This is a genomic window from Streptomyces sp. NPDC001717, from assembly GCF_042892775.1.
Classification (GTDB): Bacteria; Actinomycetota; Actinomycetes; order Streptomycetales; family Streptomycetaceae; genus Streptomyces.
Map to the genome: position 1 here is coordinate 160,188 of NZ_JBIAUK010000015.1, position 17,694 is coordinate 177,881.

Annotated in this window: 16 protein-coding genes; 7 read left to right on the plus strand and 9 right to left on the minus strand. The window is 72.5% G+C overall.

Translation table 11 applies throughout. The features are described from left to right. Positions 1-135 precede the first annotated feature (135 nt). Positions 136-609, minus strand: a complete 474-nt coding sequence (locus ACFYZL_RS24050) for a hypothetical protein (RefSeq protein ID WP_384752933.1) — start codon at positions 607-609, stop codon at positions 136-138. 379 nt (positions 610-988) lie between these two features. Here ACFYZL_RS24050 and ACFYZL_RS24055 point away from each other — a divergent pair, with 379 nt between their 5' ends. Genes ACFYZL_RS24055 through ACFYZL_RS24070 form a run of 4 tightly spaced genes read left to right on the plus strand, consistent with a single transcriptional unit; the run spans position 989 to position 5,267 of the window. Further along, on the plus strand, positions 989-3,733 hold the full coding sequence (locus tag ACFYZL_RS24055) for a nitrate- and nitrite sensing domain-containing protein (RefSeq protein ID WP_384752927.1): 2,745 nt from the start codon (positions 989-991) through the stop codon (positions 3,731-3,733). Next, entirely contained in the window at positions 3,730-4,167 is a 438-nt protein-coding gene (locus ACFYZL_RS24060) for a roadblock/LC7 domain-containing protein (RefSeq protein ID WP_384585812.1), read from the plus strand. Before ACFYZL_RS24055 ends, ACFYZL_RS24060 begins: the two co-directional genes overlap by 4 nt. Positions 4,168-4,177: 10 nt before the next feature. Further along, complete coding sequence (locus ACFYZL_RS24065) at positions 4,178-4,657, plus strand: DUF742 domain-containing protein (RefSeq protein WP_384752924.1); 480 nt, start codon at positions 4,178-4,180, stop codon at positions 4,655-4,657. Then, on the plus strand, positions 4,638-5,267 hold the full coding sequence (locus ACFYZL_RS24070) for an ATP/GTP-binding protein (RefSeq protein WP_384752922.1): 630 nt from the start codon (positions 4,638-4,640) through the stop codon (positions 5,265-5,267). The genes ACFYZL_RS24065 and ACFYZL_RS24070 overlap by 20 nt, the downstream gene beginning before the upstream one ends. A 270-nt stretch (positions 5,268-5,537) precedes the next feature. Here ACFYZL_RS24070 and ACFYZL_RS24075 read toward each other — a convergent pair whose 3' ends face one another. The 4 genes from ACFYZL_RS24075 to ACFYZL_RS24090 form a co-directional block, all read right to left on the minus strand. Then, a complete protein-coding gene (locus tag ACFYZL_RS24075) occupies positions 5,538-6,731 on the minus strand; it encodes a lipid-transfer protein (protein WP_384752920.1) in 1,194 nt (397 codons plus the stop codon). After that, complete coding sequence (locus ACFYZL_RS24080; protein WP_388681522.1) at positions 6,728-7,183, minus strand: Zn-ribbon domain-containing OB-fold protein; 456 nt, start codon at positions 7,181-7,183, stop codon at positions 6,728-6,730. Before ACFYZL_RS24080 ends, ACFYZL_RS24075 begins: the two co-directional genes overlap by 4 nt. A gap of 63 nt (positions 7,184-7,246) precedes the next feature. Beyond that, complete coding sequence (locus ACFYZL_RS24085; RefSeq protein WP_384585822.1) at positions 7,247-7,585, minus strand: Mpo1-like protein; 339 nt, start codon at positions 7,583-7,585, stop codon at positions 7,247-7,249. A gap of 13 nt (positions 7,586-7,598) precedes the next feature. Further along, positions 7,599-8,288 (minus strand): M15 family metallopeptidase, encoded by a 690-nt coding sequence (locus tag ACFYZL_RS24090; protein ID WP_388681525.1) that lies wholly within the window; start codon positions 8,286-8,288, stop codon positions 7,599-7,601. A gap of 29 nt (positions 8,289-8,317) precedes the next feature. Between ACFYZL_RS24090 and ACFYZL_RS24095 the strand changes: the two genes are divergently transcribed. Next, the gene (locus tag ACFYZL_RS24095; RefSeq protein WP_384752912.1) at positions 8,318-8,827 is read left to right on the plus strand and encodes an NUDIX domain-containing protein; all 510 of its coding nucleotides are present in this window, start codon (positions 8,318-8,320) and stop codon (positions 8,825-8,827) included. A gap of 13 nt (positions 8,828-8,840) precedes the next feature. Here the strand turns inward: ACFYZL_RS24095 and ACFYZL_RS24100 are convergent, their stop codons facing one another. Together ACFYZL_RS24100 and ACFYZL_RS24105 are read right to left on the minus strand one after the other, a co-directional pair. Further along, the gene (locus tag ACFYZL_RS24100) at positions 8,841-9,104 is read right to left on the minus strand and encodes an HAD family hydrolase (protein WP_388681528.1); all 264 of its coding nucleotides are present in this window, start codon (positions 9,102-9,104) and stop codon (positions 8,841-8,843) included. 188 nt (positions 9,105-9,292) lie between these two features. Next, the gene (locus ACFYZL_RS24105; protein WP_388681531.1) at positions 9,293-11,638 is read right to left on the minus strand and encodes a glycoside hydrolase family 31 protein; all 2,346 of its coding nucleotides are present in this window, start codon (positions 11,636-11,638) and stop codon (positions 9,293-9,295) included. Between the two features lie 212 nt (positions 11,639-11,850). On the opposite strand from ACFYZL_RS24105, the gene ACFYZL_RS24110 reads away from it, so the two are divergent. Together ACFYZL_RS24110 and ACFYZL_RS24115 are read left to right on the plus strand one after the other, a co-directional pair. Then, positions 11,851-13,833 (plus strand): acetoacetate--CoA ligase, encoded by a 1,983-nt coding sequence (locus ACFYZL_RS24110; RefSeq protein ID WP_384752904.1) that lies wholly within the window; start codon positions 11,851-11,853, stop codon positions 13,831-13,833. Between the two features lie 85 nt (positions 13,834-13,918). Further along, the gene (locus ACFYZL_RS24115; RefSeq protein ID WP_384752901.1) at positions 13,919-14,815 is read left to right on the plus strand and encodes a hypothetical protein; all 897 of its coding nucleotides are present in this window, start codon (positions 13,919-13,921) and stop codon (positions 14,813-14,815) included. 78 nt (positions 14,816-14,893) lie between these two features. Here ACFYZL_RS24115 and ptsP read toward each other — a convergent pair whose 3' ends face one another. Then, positions 14,894-16,564, minus strand: a complete 1,671-nt coding sequence (gene ptsP / locus ACFYZL_RS24120) for a phosphoenolpyruvate--protein phosphotransferase (protein WP_384752898.1) — start codon at positions 16,562-16,564, stop codon at positions 14,894-14,896. Positions 16,565-16,638: 74 nt separating this feature from the next. Continuing rightward, entirely contained in the window at positions 16,639-17,088 is a 450-nt protein-coding gene (locus tag ACFYZL_RS24125) for a PTS glucose transporter subunit IIA (protein ID WP_384585836.1), read from the minus strand. Positions 17,089-17,694 lie beyond the last annotated feature (606 nt).

The following is a 17,694-nucleotide window of genomic DNA, read 5'->3' on the forward strand; positions in this document are numbered from 1 at the left end:
CGCCGCCGGGGCGCCCCCCGTCCGGGGGTCCCCCGGACGGAGTCCGGGGACGGAGAAAGGGCGGGGCGGGGAGCAGCTGCACGCAGCGGCCCCGCACCCGCCACTCGCGTCCGCACGGGCACCCGTAGCTCGGCCCTACCGGCGCCCAGAGGCCGCCAAGGGACCGTCCTCCCGGGGTATGCGACCCCGCCCGCCCGGCTCACGCGCGTCCCCGCCTCCCCGGCGGCCGCGGGCCGTGCTGTTCGGTGCCGAGAGGACCCCGTGGCGCTGGTTCCACGCCTGCCGGGTGATCCATACGTCCAGCACGCTCCACGTGGCCACGATCGTCCCCACGACCGCGCCGATCGCCATCGGGAAGGCCGGCCAGGCGCCGGCCAGCGTGAGGTAGAAGGCGATCGTGGCCAGGATCAGCGTCACGGCCACGATCAGCACCGCCCGTACCGCGGAAGCCCGCACGGGATCCGGCAGCCGGCGCCGCCGGGCCGGCTCCTCCACCCACAATCCGCGGCGCACGCCTTCGACCCCGGCCCCGCCGTCGTCCTCGTATCCGTTCACGGTCCGCTCACTCCCCACCCGGCGGGCGGCGTCGTCCTTCGTCCCCACCGCCATGCCTACCCACGCCGTCAACGCGTCCACCCGTCCACCCCAACCCCACGCCACCCGCATCGTCCACTCGGTCAGACGTTCGGCGCGTCCCGGAGATTCCCGAATCCCGGACGTATCCACCCGCCCCGAAGATCGCGGAACGAACAATTCCAGCCATCCATCATGTCGCGGGAACCGAGGCCCCACCAGGTGTCATCTGTCACAAATCGGGCTGCACTTGACCGGAGGTATCGGACAACTCGTGATCTTCGTGCGGGCGTTCGGCCGAAAACGTCCGGACACGCCTTCGAAGCAACGCTTCGTCAGTAGTAGGCTCGCGCCGTTTAAATGACGGAACACCGACCCCGACCAACGGGGTTGCGCTGGGGAGGCTGGGGAGGCCATGCGCTTTCGCGGGAAATCCATCCGCCGGAAGATCGTGGCGTTGCTGCTGGTGCCGCTCATCTCCCTGACCGCCCTCTGGAGCTTCGCCACGGTCATCACCGGCCGTGAAGCCATCCAACTCTTCGACGTGGCCTACGTCATCGACAAGGTCGGCCTACCCGTCGAGGACACCGCCCGGGTCATCCAGAAGGAACGCCGACAGTCCCTCGTCCTGCTCGGGGACCCCCGGGCGGCCGGGGCGATAGCCGAGCTGGCCAAGAGCCGCGCCGCCACCGACGAGGCCGTCGAGCGGATCAGCGCCAGCGCCCGTGACCCCAAGGTCACGGACGAGCTGAGTCCGCAGAGCGCCCGACAGTTGCACAACATCGTCGAGGCCCTCCACGGCATCGGTTCCGTGCGCCGCTCCATCGACCAGAACTCGGTCGACCCCACGCAGGGCCTCGAGCTCTACAACCGGCTCATCGACCCCTGCTACGACTTCCTGATGAACCTCCACGGCCTGGACGACGTGGAGGTCGACAAGGAAGGGCGCGCGCTCGTCGGCATCAGCCGCGCCCGCGAGCTGTTCTCCCGCGAGGACGCCGTCATGGCCTCCGCCCTCATCGCCCGCAATGTCGAGGGCACGAGCATCCGCCAGGTCTCCGACCTCGTCGCGAACCGCAAACTGCTCTACGAGTTCAACCTCGTGACGCTGCCCGCCGAAGACCGGGAGCGGTACGAGCGGTTCTGGTCGAGCACCGACACCAAGGCCCTGCGCGACGCCGAGGAACGCTTCATCACCGCCGGCGTCGGCAAGAACCCGCGCAGCGCCAGCCCCGCCCAGTGGGACGAGCTCGCGGCCAAGGCCCTCGCCGACCTCGGAGCCATGAACAACGAGGCCGGCGAGCGCTATCAGCAGCGCATCGAGCCGGTCGCCATGGACGTCATGACCCAGGCCGCCGTCGCCACCGTCCTCGGCTTCATCGCGCTGATCGTGTCGCTCGTCCTCTCCGTCCGCATCGGCCGCGACCTCATCCGCGACCTGTCCCGCCTGCGCAAGGACGCCCACGAGGCGTCCGGCGTGCGGCTGCCGAGCGTCATGCGCCGCCTCGCCGCCGGCGAGCACGTCGACGTGGAGACCGAGTCTCCCCACCTGGAGTACGAGAAGGACGAGGTCGGCCAGGTCGGCCAGGCCCTCAACAGCCTCCAGCGCGCCGCCGTCGAGGCCGCCGTCAAGCAGGCCGAGCTCCGCCGCGGCGTCTCCGAGGTCTTCGTCAACCTGGCCCGCCGCAACCAGGTGCTGCTGCACCGTCAGCTGACGCTCCTCGACACCATGGAGCGCCGCACCGAGGACTCCGAAGAGCTGGCCGACCTCTTCCGCCTCGACCACATGACCACCCGCATGCGCCGCCACGCCGAAGGCCTGGTGATCCTCTCCGGCGCCGCACCCTCCCGCCAGTGGCGCAAGCCCGTCCAGCTGATGGACGTCGTACGGGCCGCCGTCGCCGAGGTCGAGGACTACGAACGCATCGAGGTCCGCCGCCTCAGCCGGCTGGGCATCGTCGGCCCGGCCGTCGCCGACGTCACCCACCTCATCGCCGAACTCCTGGAGAACGCCACCGTGTTCTCGCCGCCGCACACCGCGGTCCAGGTACTCGGCGAGCGCGTGGCCAACGGCTTCACCCTGGAGATCCACGACCGCGGCCTCGGCATGACCCCGGAGGCCCTGCTCGACGCCAACCTCCGGCTTTCCGAGACCCCCGAATTCGAACTCTCCGACACCGACCGCCTCGGCCTCTTCGTCGTCAGCCGCCTCGCCCAGCGCCACAGCGTCAAGATCGTGCTCCAGCCCAGCCCGTACGGAGGCACCACCGCGGTGGTCTTCCTCCCGTCGGCCCTGCTGACCGAGGCCCCCGAGACCAACGGCACCGGCGTGCGCCTGGACGGCCCGGCCAAGGTCGCCTCCGAACGGCCCGGCCCCGCCGCGATCGGCCGCGGGAAGACCGGCGGCCGCAAGCCGGCCACCGCCGAACTGCGCGGACCGGTCGAGCTGGAGGCCCCCCTCGACCCGAACGGGGTCGATGCCCTCGACGGCGTCCTGGACGAGACCATCGCCACCGGCATAGCCGGCCTCGCCGGAGTCGGCGGCCGTCCCGCCATGGCCACCCTCGACGACGAGACCCCGCCGGGCGGCACCCCCCGCAGCGCCCTCCTGGGCCTGCGCCCCGCCGACCGGCCGCACGCAGACCGGAACGGAACCCGTCAGGGCCGCGAGCCGCTCGCCCCCACCGGCCCGGTCCGGCTGGAGACCCAGCGTGCCGACGCCGCTCCGCGCCCCGACGGCCGCCGCTCTGCGGGAGCCGTGCCGCTGCCGCGCCGCCGCCCGGCCCCGACCCTGGTCGCCGAGCACGGCCGCCGGGTGGAACCCCGCGCGGTCCCCGGCACCGGTACCGGCACGGCCAAGCCCGCACAGGGCGCCGCACCCGCCACCGACGACGTCCTCGCCGGCGGTGGGCTGCCCCGCCGCGTCCGCCAGGCCAGCCTGGCACCACAGCTCAAGAACACCTCGGCACGGAAGCCCGCCGACAGCCCCGCCGAACCGGTTGACCACCGGGACGCGGACGACGTGCGTACGCGCATGTCCGCACTCCAGCGCGGCTGGATGGCGGGGCGCAACCAGCACGCACAGCAGCAGTCCGAGACCGGCGCCGGCACCTCCGCCGCCACCGGTCCCGCGAACGAGAACGAAGGGGACGGTCGATGACCGCACCGCAGACCGGCAACGACACCCGGGGCCGCGGCCCCGGCCCGCTCAACTGGCTTCTCGACGAGCTCGTCGACCGAGTCGGCTCGATCCGCAAGGCGGTCGTGCTCTCCGGCGACGGCCTGCCCACCGGCAGCTCCAACGACCTGACCCGCGAGGACAGCGAGCACCTGGCGGCCGTGGCCTCCGGCTTCCACAGCCTCGCCAAGGGCGTCGGCCGCCACTTCGACTCGGGCAAGGTCCGCCAGACCGTGGTCGAGCTCGACGAGGCCTTCCTCTTCGTGATGGCCGCCGGTGACGGCAGCTGTCTGGCCGTCCTCGCGGACGCCGACTCCGACGTCGGCCAGGTCGCCTACGAGATGACGCTCATGGTCAAGCGAGTCGGCGACCACCTGGCGACCGCCCCGCGCACCGGGCTGCCCGCCGGAGGGTGAGACGGACCGCATGAGCGAACCAGGCCACGACAGCCGGCACCATCCCGGCGACCGTACGGTCGACAGCGGCGACAGCGCCCCCGCGGTCGACCGGACCGACGCCCCCGATCCCGAGCACGACCACTGGTTCGACGACGAGGCGGGTCCGGTCGTGCGGCCGTACGCGATGACCCGCGGTCGGACCAGCCACGCGGGCCAGCACCGGCTGGACCTGATCGCGCTCGTCGTCGCCGAACCGGCGGCCGACGACCCGGTCTGGGACCTGACCCTGTCGCCGGAACACGCGCACATCCTCGGCCTGTGCCGTGACCGGCCCCAGTCGGTCGCCGAACTCGCGGCGGACGTCGACCTCGCGGTCGGGGTCGTACGCGTCCTCATCGGCGACCTGGTCGCCGACGAACTGGTCCACGTGACCAGGCCGGTACCCCCGGCCGAACTGCCCGATGAATCCATACTGCGTGAGGTGATCGATGGCCTTCGGGCGCTCTAGCCGCACCGGTGCCATGCATGCCGTGTCACCGGTCGAGCCGCTGACCCTGAAGATCCTGGTCGCGGGCGGTTTCGGGGTGGGCAAGACCACCCTGGTCAGTGCGGTGAGTGAGATCAGGCCCCTGCGGACCGAGGAACTGCTCTCCGAGCCGGGCATCGGCATCGACGACACCGGGGGAGTGGAGGGCAAGAAGACCACGACCGTGGCCATGGACTTCGGGCGCATCACGCTCCGGGAGGACCTCGTCCTGTACCTGTTCGGCACCCCGGGCCAGGACCGCTTCTGGTTCCTGTGGGACGAGCTCGCCCAGGGCTCGCTCGGTGCGATCGTCCTCGCGGACACCCGCCGGCTCGCCGACTGCTTCGCCGCGGTCGACTACTTCGAACGGCGCGAGATCCCGTTCGTCGTGGCGGTCAACTGCTTCGACGGCGCGGACCGCCACCCCGTGGTGACCGTGCGGCAGGCACTCGACCTCGACCCCGAGGTGCCGGTGCTGCTGTGCGACGCGCGTGACCGCGAGTCCGTGAAGGACGTACTGGTCGGAGTCGTGGAGCACGCGATGGCCCTGGCCCGCGCCCGCCGGCTGAGCCTCACGGACGCCGGCGCCTGACGTGGAGGCGGCCCGTACCCCCGCCGACTGGGGTACGGGCCGCAGCTCTCATGGGGGGTTCGCGGTCCCGGTCGCCGCGCGGGACTGTGGAGCGAGTGTGAACCCGCCACGGTCCACCGTCAAGCGTTGACGCAACCCGGATCCGAGCCACCCCTCCCACGCCACCCGAGCCGGGCCCCGAAGCGCCGTCCCCCGGGCCCACCCCTCACCCCCCGCCCCACGAGGCCGGACCCGCGCGGCCCGCAGCACCCCGCCGGGCCGGCCGCAGGCCTACCGTACGGCGACCACCGCCGAGCCGTGCCCGAACAGCCCCTGGTTCGCCGTGATGCCGGCCCGAGCCCCCGGCACCTGCCGCTCTCCGGCCGTACCGCGCAATTGCCACGTCAGCTCGCAGACCTGCGCGATGGCCTGCGCCGGCACCGCCTCGCCGAAGGAGGCCAGACCGCCGCTCGTGTTCACGGGGATCCGCCCGCCCAGCGCCGTCGCCCCTTCCCGGACGAGCTTCGCGCCCTCACCCTCCCCGCACAGCCCGATGTCCTCGTACCACTCCAGTTCGAGGGCGGTGGACAGGTCGTACACCTCCGCCAGCGAGAGGTCGTCCGGCCCGAGCCCCGCCTCCTCGTACGCGGCGCGCGCGATCGACGAGCGGAAGGAACCGGCCGCCGGCTCCACCGCCACCACCGAGTCCGTGGCGATGTCCGGCAGGTCCAGCACCGTCCGCGGATACGTGGGCGTCACCGTCGACACGGCCCGGATCCGCACCGGATCGCTCACGCCCCGCGCGCGGGCGAACTCCATGCTGCTCAGCACGAGCGCCGCGCCCCCGTCCGAGGTGGCACAGATGTCCAGCAGCCGCAGCGGATCGGCGACGATCGCCGAGGCCGCGACCTCCTCCGCGGTGACGGCCCGCCGGTAGCGGGCGTTCGGGTTGAGCACCCCGGCCGCCGCGTTCTTCACCTTGACCTGCGCGAAGTCCTCCGCGGTGTCCCCGTACACGGCCATCCGGCGGCGCGCGTACAGCGCGAAGTACGCCGGGTTCGTGGCGCCGAGCACCCGGAAGCGCAGCCAGTCCGGATCGTCCGGCCGGTCGCCCCCGGCCGGCGCGAAGAACCCCTTGGGCGCCGCGTCCGCACCCACCACGAGGACCACGTCGGCCAGCCCGGCCAGGATCTGCGACCGGGCGGCCCCGATCGCCTGCGCCCCGGACGCGCAGGCCGCGTACACGCTGGTCACGCGCGCGCCCTGCCAGCCCAGCGCCTGGGCGAAGGTCGCTCCGGCCACATAGCCCGGATACCCGGACCGCACGGTGTCGGCGCCGACGATCGACCCCACGTCCGTCCAGTCCAGCCCGGCGTCGTCCAGCGCCGCCCGCGCGGCGGCCCGCCCGTACTCGACGAAACTCCGGCCCCACTTGCCCCAGGGGTGCATCCCCGCCCCGAGGACGGCTACATCGGCGACGCTCATGCGGCCCCTCCCACCGGCTTGAACCGCCAGGTGGTCCACGTGGTGTCGGCGTCCTCGTTCAGTACGCCGCCCACCACCTCGACCTCCATCCCGACCGCCAGATCGGCGACGACGACCCCCGGCGCGGCCTGCCCCAGCACGACCATCCCCTCGGCCTCCAGCTCCACGGCGACGAGCGTGTACGGCTCCCAGGGCGCGTCCGGATCGGACACGTACGGGGCGGGCGGCCGGTACCGCCCGTCCGTGTAGGACCAGACCCTGCCGCGGGCGGACAGCGGCACCTCGGCGAGCTCCCCGCCGCCCGGGCAGCGGGGATTGCGGCAGTACGCGTCCTCGCGCGGGAAGAACACCGCCGTGCAGGCCGAGCAGCGGGTGCCGAGCAGCCGGAAGCCGCCGCCCGTCGCGTCCTCGGTGAACCACCCGGTCACAACGGGTGTGCGTGTGCGTGCCAAGACCCCTCCCATGCAGCAGAACTGACGCATCGTCAGAAGTTTGTCACGGCAGGGTCCGCGCGGTCACCGGTTCTGGGCGAGCCACTTCCGCGCGATCTCGCCCAGCTCCGCGTCCCGCCCCGCCAGCATCATCCGGATCATCTGCGCGTCCCCGCGGAGCGACCACAGGGGATGCCCGAAGGTGGCCGGGTTGTTCTTCTCGATCAGGAAGTGCGCGGGCCAGGCCGTCCCGTACCCCACGAGCGGCAGCGCCGCCAGGTACCGCCCGCGCCCGCGCGCCACCCCGTACGCGGTCAGGGCCAGCCCGGTGAGCGTGCCGGTGAGGTGGACCCAGCGGGTGGCGGCGCGGGAGTGCATGGCGACGTAGTACGGCCAGAATTCCTCGTACGAGCTGAAAGTCATGCGGGCACGGTACTCACGGCCGGACCGAGGCGACAGCGACGGGGAAGTCGAAATACGAGTCCGGGAAGGCCTCGGGCCGGTACGTGAAGTGCCACCACTCCTCGGGGAGGTTCACGAACCCCTCCTCGGCCAGCGCCCCCTCCAGCAACCGCCGGTTCGCGCGGGCGGCGTCCGTGACCCCCGCGGCATCCGTGTGCGACAGCGGATCGAAGAAGTCGAAGGGGGTGCCCATGTCCAACTCCCGGCCCGAAGCGAGCCCCTGCAAGGTCACGTCGACCGTACTCCCGCGGCTGTGCCCGGACTTCTCGGCGATGTACCCCTCGGGAATCAGCCGGTCACGCTCCACCCGTGGGTAGAACTCCGCCTTCCGCCCCCGGTCGCCCGGCCCGTCCGCCTGCCGCGCCCACCGTACGAACCGGTCCACCGCCCGCTGGGGCCGGTAGCAGTCGTACACCCGCAGCGAGTACCCCTGCCGCAGCAGTCCGCGCTGCGCCCGTCGCAAGGCCTCGGCGGCGGGCCGGGCCAGCAGGCAGGCCGGTTCCTCGTACCCGTCCACCACCGCGCCGGTGAAATTGTGCGCCCCCGCGTACCGCATGTCCTGGCGGACGGTCGGATCCACCTCGCGCAACGCCGCGAACCCGGGAGGCGCGGCCCCCGAGGGCCCACCCGCCAGTACCGCCAGCACACCCGCAACAGCCGTCATCCGCATGCCCCTTGGCATACCATCGCCGCATGTCGGCACAGCTGAGGGACTCGCACTGCTCCACCTGCGGAGCGACGTACTCCACCCGTACGTGGCCCCGTACATGCGACGCCTGCGGGGCCGTCGCCTACCGCAACCCGCTCCCGGTGGCCATCGCCCTGCTTCCCGTCGAGGACGCGGACGGCACCGGCCTGGTGGTCATCACCCGCACCATCGAACCGGCCCTCGGCGGCATCGCCCTGCCCGGCGGCTTCATCGACTTCGGCGAGGACTGGCGCGAAGGGGTCGTGCGCGAACTCCGGGAGGAGACCGGCATCACGCTCCCCGCCGCCGAGGTCACCCTGGCCGACGCCATGAGCTCCCCGGCGGGCCACCTCCTCCTCTTCGGCCTCCTCCCGCCCCACCCGGCCGCCGCCCTCCCGGCCTCGAAGCCGACGGACGAAACCACGGGCTGGCACGTCCTGCGCGCCCCGGCGCAACTGGCCTTCCCCCTCCACACCCGGGCGGTGGCGTCCTGGTTCGAGGGCCGCTACGCCTGAGCCGGCGCGCCGCTCACCCCCGGCCGGGCTGCGGGACCCGTACCGAGGCCATGCCCGCCGCCGCGGCCGCCCGGATCCCGAGGTCGGTGTCCTCGAAGACGAGGCATTCCCGCGCCGGGACCCCGAGGAGTTCGGCGGCCCGGAGGAACCCGTCGGGATCGGGCTTGGTCCTCTCGTACTCGCCGGCGCAGACGAGCACGTCGAACCTGTCGAGAAGTCCGAGGACGGTCAGCGACGCGGTGACGGAATCGCGGGTGCTGCCTTGCCCTGCGGGCAATCCATCCGCGCCCGGCGGGCGGCAGCGGTCGAATCCAGCCCCTCCGGCGTTTGAGGAGCGGGGTCTGGGGCGGAAGCCCCAGGGTGCCGCGCAGCGGCATCTCCAGCCCCGCCGAGTCCGTCCCGCGCCTCGCCCGGCCGAGCCGCACCCGCCCGGTCGCCCCGGCCCGAGGCCGGCCGGGCCCCGCCTCAGAGCCCCCGCACCACCACCCCCGGCACGGCGGCCCCCCTCTCGTCCTCCACCACCACCGCGTCGCCGACCCACCGGACGGTGTACCGCTCGACCTTCCCCGGCTCGAACCCCGGACCCGGGTCCCGGATCACCACCCCGCCACCCGTGCGACCCCGCGCCGGAGCCCACACCTCCAACTCGACCCCACCCCCCGCACCCCGCACCGGAACCACCGCACCCGCCCGCGCCAGCACCGGGATCCGCCCCTGGGGAGCGTCGAGCAACACCTGCCCCGGGCCCTCGTGCGCCGCCCCCGTCGCCGTGTCGTACCAGCGCCCCCGCGGCAACCGCACCGCCCGCCGGTCCGCCCCGCACTCCAGCACCGGCGCCACCAGCAGCGCGTCGCCCAACAGGAACGCGTCCTCGCAGTTCCGCAGCCGCCGGTCCTCCGGATTCCCCCACCACAACGGCCGCACGTACGGAGCGCCCGTCCGCCGCGCCAGGTGCGCCAGCGTCACGAAGTACGGCCGCAGCCGGTCCCGTTCCGCCAGCAGCGCCCGCGCGTGCTCCTCCACCTCGGGACCGAACTCCCACGGCTCCCGCCGCCCCGCCCAGATCGCCGAGTGTGTCCGGAACAGCGGCAGGTACGCACCCAGTTGCAGCCACCGCACGTACAACTCGGGCGACGGCGAACCCCCGAAGCCGCCGACGTCCGGCCCCGAGTACGGCACCCCGCACAACCCCAGCCCCAACACCAGCGCCAGCGACGCCCGCAGCCCGTCCCAGCTGCTCTCCACGTCACCGGACCACGTGCCGCCGTACCGCTGCATCCCCGCCCACCCCGACCGGGAGAACAGGAACGGCCGCTCGGCCGGCCGCAGCCGCAGCAACCCCTCCCAGCCCGCCCGCGCCATCGCGAGGGCGTACACGTTGTGCCCCTCCCGGTGGTCGCCGCCCGCACCGTCCATCGAGTGCCGCGCCGACCTCGGCAGCGTGGCGTCCCCGAACGGCGCGAACGACACCGGCTCGTTCATGTCGTGCCAGAACCCGGAGAAACCCCGCGCGAGCCGCTCCGCGTACATCCCGCCCCACCACTCCCGCACCGCCGGATCCGTGAAGTCCGGGTACGCGCACTCACCCGGCCACACCTCACCGCGCACCTCCTGACCCCGCGCGTCCCGTACGAACGCACCCCCGGCCCCCACCGACCGCCCGGAGGCGTGCACCGCGTCGCCCGCCTTCACCGCCGGATCCACGATCGACACGAGCCGCACCCCCTGCTCCCGCAGCTCCTGGGCGAGCCCGGGCAGGTCCGGGAACCGCTCCTCGTCCACCGTGAACACCCGGTGCCCGTCGTAGTGGTCGATGTCCAGGTGCACCGCCGACAGCGGCAGCCCCCGCGACACGTACCCGGACACCACCCGCCGCACCTCCGCCGTGCTCCCGAACCCCCACCGCGCGTGCTGGTACCCCAGCGCCCACTCCGGCGGCACCGCCGCGGAACCGGTCAGCCCCGACCAGCCCTGCGCCACCCGCGCCGGCGGCCCCACCAGCACCCAGCACCTGAGAGGCCCGCCCTCCATGCGCAGCTCGCTCGACCCGGGACGGTCCACGCCCGACCCCGCCCCCTCCTCGCCCTCGCGCAGCACCACCCGCCCGTCCCAGGAGTTGTCGTGGAACACCAGGTGCGTGCCGGCGTCCGCGACCACCATCTGCACCGGCATCGTCAGGTACAGCGGATCCACCCCCGGCCCGAAGCCGCCCTTCGGGTCCGTGTTCCACAGCCGGTACGTCCCGTCGCGCAGCCGCGGCCCCGCCGCCCGCCCGCCCAGCCCGAAGAACCGCGCGTCCGCCGGCACCTCGCTCCGCTGCACCCACCTGGCCCCGCCCATCCGGGGGTCCACCGGCTCCCACCACCGCGGCGGCGACTCCCGGCGCAGGACCGTCCCGCCCGGAGTGCGCACCTCCATCGCCCCGTGCCGGGACACGGCCACCGTCACCCGCTCCGACACCACCCGCCAACCGCCCCCGGTGTCCGGCTCCAGCACCGCCCTCGGATCGGGCTCCGGCCCGCTGCCCACCACCGCGTACGAGGGCGTCGGCCCGGCACCGTCCCAGCTCCAGAACACCGTCCCGCCCACCATGACCCGCACCACCAGCTCCGAGCGCGCGAACCGCAGCACGCCCCCGCCCGGGAGCGGCTCCGTGTCCGACAGCAACCCGGGCACCCGCGCCCGCTCCGCGCCCCGGGGCGGCAGGCCCACCGCGTCCGCGCGCCGGCGCCGCCAGGCCGCGACCCAGGCACGCCTCCCGCTCTCCGAACCGATGTCCTGCACCACCCGCACCAGATCACGACCGTTCATGCCGATCACCCTGCCACCGGCCCCCCGCCCAAGGGGCTGCGTTCAACTGCCGTTCACCCGGCGGGGAGGGCCGCGCCGCAGCCGGCAGCCCTGGTGCGGAACTCGATCACGTGGCATCGTCCCTGTGGGCCGACGCGCACCCACCCCCGCGCCCAGGCACCGTACGCAACGCACACCACGCGCGAGCCGCAGAATTGACCGGGAGCCGACCCATGACCTCAGCCACGCAGCCGGAACCCCTCTGGGCCCCGAGCCCCGACCGGATCGCCGCGGCCCGGATCACCGCCTTCCAGGCCTGGGCCGCCGAGCGCCACGGAGCCCCCGCCGACGGCGGCTACGCGGCCCTGCACCGCTGGTCCGTCGACGAACTCGACACCTTCTGGCAGGCTGTCGCCGAGTGGTTCGACGTCCGCTTCACCACCCCGTACGAATCCGTGCTCGCCGACCGCTCCATGCCCGGCGCCCGCTGGTTCACCGGCGCCACCCTCAACTACGCCGAGCACGCCCTGCGCGCCGGCGAGGATCCGGCCCGCGCCGACGACGCCGCACTGCTGTACGTGGACGAGACCCACGAGCCCGTCCCCGTCACCTGGGCCGCGCTCCGCCGCCAGGTCGGCTCCCTCGCCGCGGAACTGCGCGCCCTCGGCGTCCGCCCCGGCGACCGGGTCAGCGGCTACCTCCCCAACATCCCCGAAGCGACCGTGGCCCTGCTCGCGACCGCGGCCGTCGGCGGGGTCTGGACCTCCTGCGCCCCCGACTTCGGCGCCCGCAGCGTCCTCGACCGCTTCCAGCAGGTCGAGCCCGTCGTCCTGTTCACCGTCGACGGCTACCGCTACGGCGGCAAGCAGCACGACCGCCGCGAGACCGTCGCCGAGCTGCGCGCGGACCTGCCGTCCCTGCGCGCCGTCGTCCACATCCCGCTCCTCGGCACCCCGGCCCCCGAAGGCGCCCTCACCTGGTCGGACCTGACCTCCGCCGACACCGAGCCCGTCTTCGAAGCGGTCCCGTTCGACCACCCGCTCTGGGTCCTGTACTCCTCCGGCACGACCGGTCTGCCCAAGGCGATCGTCCAGTCCCAGGGCGGCATCCTCCTCGAACACCTCAAGCAGCTCGGCCTGCACTGCGACCTCGGCCCCGAGGACCGGTTCTTCTGGTACACCTCGACCGGCTGGATGATGTGGAACTTCCTCGTCTCCGGCCTGCTCACCGGTACGACGGTCGTCCTGTACGACGGCAGCCCCGGCTACCCCGACACCGGCGCCCAGTGGCGGATCGCGGAGCGCACCGGGGCCACCCTGTACGGCACCTCCGCCGCCTACGTGATGGCCTGCCGCAAGGCCGAGGTCCACCCGGGCCGCGACTTCGACCTCTCCGCCGTCAAGTGCGTCGCCACCACCGGATCCCCGCTCCCGCCCGACGGCTTCCGCTGGCTCCACGACGAGGTGGCCGAGGACCTGTGGATCGCCTCCGTCAGCGGCGGCACCGACGTCTGCAGCTGCTTCGCCGGAGCCGTCCCCACCCTCCCCGTCCACATCGGCGAGCTCCAGGCGGCCTGCCTCGGCACGGACCTCCAGGCCTGGGACCCGTCCGGCAAACCCCTCTTCGGCGAGGTCGGCGAGCTCATCGTCACCAACCCCATGCCGTCCATGCCGATCAGGTTCTGGAACGACCCCGACGGCAGCCGCTACCGCGACAGCTACTTCGACATGTTCCCGGGCGCCTGGCGCCACGGGGACTGGATCACCATCACCGACCACGGCTCCGTGATCATCCACGGCCGTTCCGACTCCACCCTCAACCGGCAGGGCGTCCGGATGGGCTCCGCCGACATCTACGAGGCCGTCGAACGCCTCCCCGAGATCAAGGAGTCCCTGGTCATCGGCCTGGAGGAGCCGAACGGCGGCTACTGGATGCCGCTCTTCGTCCACCTCGCCCCCGGCGCCGCCCTCGACGACGACCTCCGCGCCCGGATCAAGCAGACCATCCGCGAGGAGCTCTCCCCGCGCCACGTCCCCGACGAGATCATCGAGGTCCCGGGCATCCCGCACACCCTCACCGGCAAGCGCATCGAGGTCCCCGTCAAGCGCCTGCTCCAGGGCACGCCCCTGGCGAAGGCGGTCAACCCGGGATCCGTCGACAACCTCGACCTCCTCCACTTCTACGAGGAGCTGGCCCGCACGCGCACCGGCGGCTGAGCCCCGGAGCCACGATCACGGCCGCTGTCAGTGGCCGTGATTACTCTGAGTGAGCAAGTGATCGCACCACTCAGGGGAGCCGGCCATGCCACGCAAGAACGACACCCACCACCGCCGCGCACTGCGCCGCGAAGCCCCCAGCACCGTCGGCCTCCTGGCCGACTCCGGGGACTTCGCGGCCATGAGCGGCTACCGCAGCTTCACCTTCGACCACCGCGACGACTACGCGGACTACCTACGCCACGTCGAGACCCTGCTCCGCTCCCTCGCGGCACAGGGCATCCACACCACCGTCGCCCTCTTCGACCCCGAGGAGTACGCCGACTACTGCGAGGACAACGGCCTCGACCCGGACACCGCCGAGACGCGCAGCCGCTTCACGGCGGAGCTCGCCGGCCACGGCAGCGGACTGCCCTACACCGGGCAACCCATCGACGAACTCGTCCCGCTCCTCGTCGACGAAGCCGTCCGACAGGCCACCCGGGAGTACGCCACCACGCTCCTCGCCGAAGTCGGCACCTGCGCGGACTGCGGCGAGGACATCGGCCACGCCTCCTTCGACCGGGCCACGGACACGGTCAAACGACTCGTGGCCGGCGCCGGGCCCGGCAGTCACCACTTTGTCTGCAGCGTGCCGACGGAGGCGGAACAACTCGTCGCAGTGCTCCACGCCCGATCCGCCGACGACCCAGGATCCGCACCCCGCATCGAGGGACGCGAAGGCCTCGACTTCGTGACGGTCCTGGCAGCCGGCCTCGCGCTCGGCGGCCGCGGGGGACTGGTCCTGCGCAGCTCCGCCGAGGGACACCGGGACCGGGTCCACGGCTGGCGGCTGGACCGCGGCCGCCTCGTCGCGCTCTCGGCCGCTGCCGTCTTCAACGCCTACTGCACCGACGCCGACACCGGTGAACCCGTCGCCCCCGAACCGGGCGTGGAGTACTGCCCGGGCTTCGAGGTGGACGACCCGGGCCCCCACCACTAGCAGGAACGGAAAACGCCGAGGGGCCCTCGCCACCGGCGAAGGCCCCTCGACTCCCTACTCCCCGCTCACTCCCACGGCCTACTCGCCGGAGAGCACCGCCTGCGCGGCCACACGGGCCTCTTCGGCGGTGTCCGCCGCGCGGGCCGCGGCCGCGGCCCGCTCGCACTGGGCGAGCGTGTACTTGGCGAGCGTCGCCCGCACGTACGGAATCGAAGCGGCACCCATCGAGAGAGAGGTGACACCCAGACCGGTCAGCACACAGGCCAGCAGCGGGTCCGAAGCGGCCTCGCCGCAGACACCACAGCTCTTGCCCTCGGCCTTGGCGGCCTCGGCCGACATCGCGATCAGGTCGAGCAGCGCCGGCTGCCACGGGTCCTGCAGCCGCGACACCGCACCCACCTGGCGGTCGGCGGCGAAGGCGTACTGCGCGAGGTCGTTCGTGCCCAGCGAGAGGAACTCGACCTCCTGCAGGATCGAGCGCGCCCGCAGCGCCGCGGAGGGGATCTCCACCATCGCGCCGAACTTGGCCTTCAGACCGGCCTCACGACAGGCGTCCGCGAAAGCCTTGGCGTCCGTGCGGTCGGCCACCATCGGGGCCATGACCTCGAGGTAGACGGGCAGACCCTCGGCGGCCTTGGCCAGCGCGGTGAGCTGCGTGCGCAGCACGTCCGGGTGGTCGAGGAGGGAGCGCAGACCACGCACGCCCAGCGCCGGGTTCGGCTCGTCCGCCGGGGTCAGGAAGTCCAGCGGCTTGTCGGCGCCCGCGTCCAGCACGCGTACGACGACACGCCCCTCGGGGAACGCCTCGAGCACCTTGCGGTAGGACTCGACCTGCTTCTCCTCGGACGGCGCCTTCTTGCTGTCGTCCAGGAAGAGGAACTCGGTGCGGAACAGGCCCACGCCCTCGGCCCCGGCCTCCACGGCCGCCGGCACGTCCGCCGGACCGCCGACGTTCGCCAGCAGCGGCACCTTGTGTCCGTCGGACGTCGCACCCGGACCGGACGAGGCGGCCAGAGCGGCCTTCCGTTCGGCCGCCGCGGCCTCCAACTCGGCGCGCTTCTCGGCACTCGGCTCGACGAACAGATCACCCGTGCTGCCGTCCACCGCGATGACCGTGCCCTCGGCGATCTCACCGGCACCGGGCAGCGCCACGATCGCCGGCACGCCCAGCGCCCGGGCGAGGATGGCGCTGTGGCTGGTCGGCCCGCCCTCCTCGGTCACGAAACCGAGCACCAGCGTCGGGTCGAGCAGAGCAGTGTCCGCAGGAGCGAGGTCCCGTGCGATCAGCACGTACGGCTCGTCGCTGTCCGGAACACCCGGCATCGGCACGCCCAGCAGGCGGGCCACGATGCGGTTGCGCACGTCGTCCAGGTCGGCCACCCGGCCGGCCATGTACTCGCCGGCCCCCGCGAGCAGGTCGCGGTAGGCGGCGAACGCGTCGTACACACCGCGCTCGGCGGTGCTGCCGACGGCGATCCGCCGGTCGACGTCCGCCATCAGCTCGGGGTCCTCGGCGATCATCGCCTGGGCCTCGAGGACGTGCTGGGCCTCGCCACCGGCCAGCTGGCCACGCGCGATCAGGTCGGCCGCCACGGCACTCACCGCCTTGCGGGCGCGCCCCTGTTCACGCTCCGCCTCATCCGCCGTGATCTGCCGGGCCGGCGGTTCCAGGACCGCCGTACCCATGTGCCGTACCTCGCCGATCGCCACACCGTGGCTCACGCCGACGCCTCGCAGCGTTGTCTCCATTTCACCCGTCTCCGATTGAGCGGCGGGCCGAGCCGCCGCGGTGGATGTCCGACTCGCCCGTGCGGGCGGACAGGTCACTTCCAGCTGAAGAGCGCGTCTCCGGCCTTGAGCTCCCCGTCCTCGACCACACCGGCGAGGGACTCGACGGAGGCCTCCAGCGCCACGACCGGACAGATCGGAGACTTGCCGGCCTCCTCGACGGCCAGCGGATTCCAACGGATGACGGCCTGACCACGGGTGACGGTGTCGCCCTTGTTCACGAGGAGCTCGAAGCCCTCGCCATTGAGCTGCACGGTGTCGATCCCGAGGTGCGTCAGCACGCCGTGACCATCGCCGTCGACGACCACGTACGCGTGCGGGTGCAGGGAGACGACCACACCGTCGACGGGGGACACCGCCTCCGAGGGCTCACGCACGGGATCGATGGCGGTGCCCGGTCCCACCATGGCGCCGGAGAACACCGGATCCGGCACTGCCGCGAGTCCGATGGCGCGCCCGGCAAGAGGGGACGTCACGTTGGTCATGGGGGCCTCCCAGGGGTGGGGCTTCTTCGTGTCGCCGTCACTACCTGTTGCGAACGGCGTACTCTTCAGAAGGATATGTCAGCAGATGTTCGGATTCGCCCGATGTTGGTCCCGATCCGGACTGGTCCTTGGGCCTGGAGACTAGTGGACTAGACCGGTGGACTAGACCATACGCCTGAATCGATTTGCTTGGGCACCACAGGGCCTGTACTGTCGGTGCTCCCGCCGAGACGCTTCGTGTGAACTTCTCGCGAACGTCGGATGGACGGGACTCCTCCTCTTCAGTATCGATCTTGATCTCTGCATTGATTCCCGTGCGCCCTTTTCGGCAAACGGCGGATGGTCGGGGAGACGGAGAATCGCTGATAGAGTCGGAATCGCCGGAAAGGGAAAACGCGAAAGCGGAGAACCTGGAAAGCACCGAGGAAGTCGGACACGAAAGAGTCTGATAGAGTCGGAAACGCAAGACAGCAGAATGAAAGCCCGGAGGAAAGCCCCAGCCGATGTTGCTGAGGGTGAGTACAAAGGAAGCGTCCGTTCCTTGAGAACTCAACAGCGTGCCAAAAATCAACGCCAGAAGTTGATACCCCGTCCACTTCGGTGGAT

Excerpts from the sequence above, each read along its gene's own strand:
- ACFYZL_RS24050 (WP_384752933.1), bottom strand. The coding sequence starts at position 609 with ATGGCGGTGGGGACGAAGGACGACGCCGCCCGCCGGGTGGGGAGTGAG.
- ACFYZL_RS24055 (WP_384752927.1), top strand. The coding sequence starts at position 989 with ATGCGCTTTCGCGGGAAATCCATCCGCCGGAAGATCGTGGCGTTGCTG.
- ACFYZL_RS24060 (WP_384585812.1), top strand. The coding sequence starts at position 3,730 with ATGACCGCACCGCAGACCGGCAACGACACCCGGGGCCGCGGCCCCGGC.
- ACFYZL_RS24065 (WP_384752924.1), top strand. The coding sequence starts at position 4,178 with ATGAGCGAACCAGGCCACGACAGCCGGCACCATCCCGGCGACCGTACG.
- ACFYZL_RS24070 (WP_384752922.1), top strand. The coding sequence starts at position 4,638 with ATGGCCTTCGGGCGCTCTAGCCGCACCGGTGCCATGCATGCCGTGTCA.
- ACFYZL_RS24075 (WP_384752920.1), bottom strand. The coding sequence starts at position 6,731 with ATGAGCGTCGCCGATGTAGCCGTCCTCGGGGCGGGGATGCACCCCTGG.
- ACFYZL_RS24085 (WP_384585822.1), bottom strand. The coding sequence starts at position 7,585 with ATGACTTTCAGCTCGTACGAGGAATTCTGGCCGTACTACGTCGCCATG.
- ACFYZL_RS24090 (WP_388681525.1), bottom strand. The coding sequence starts at position 8,288 with ATGACGGCTGTTGCGGGTGTGCTGGCGGTACTGGCGGGTGGGCCCTCG.
- ACFYZL_RS24095 (WP_384752912.1), top strand. The coding sequence starts at position 8,318 with ATGTCGGCACAGCTGAGGGACTCGCACTGCTCCACCTGCGGAGCGACG.
- ACFYZL_RS24105 (WP_388681531.1), bottom strand. The coding sequence starts at position 11,638 with ATGAACGGTCGTGATCTGGTGCGGGTGGTGCAGGACATCGGTTCGGAG.
- ACFYZL_RS24110 (WP_384752904.1), top strand. The coding sequence starts at position 11,851 with ATGACCTCAGCCACGCAGCCGGAACCCCTCTGGGCCCCGAGCCCCGAC.
- ACFYZL_RS24115 (WP_384752901.1), top strand. The coding sequence starts at position 13,919 with ATGCCACGCAAGAACGACACCCACCACCGCCGCGCACTGCGCCGCGAA.
- ptsP (WP_384752898.1), bottom strand. The coding sequence starts at position 16,564 with ATGGAGACAACGCTGCGAGGCGTCGGCGTGAGCCACGGTGTGGCGATC.
- ACFYZL_RS24125 (WP_384585836.1), bottom strand. The coding sequence starts at position 17,088 with ATGACCAACGTGACGTCCCCTCTTGCCGGGCGCGCCATCGGACTCGCG.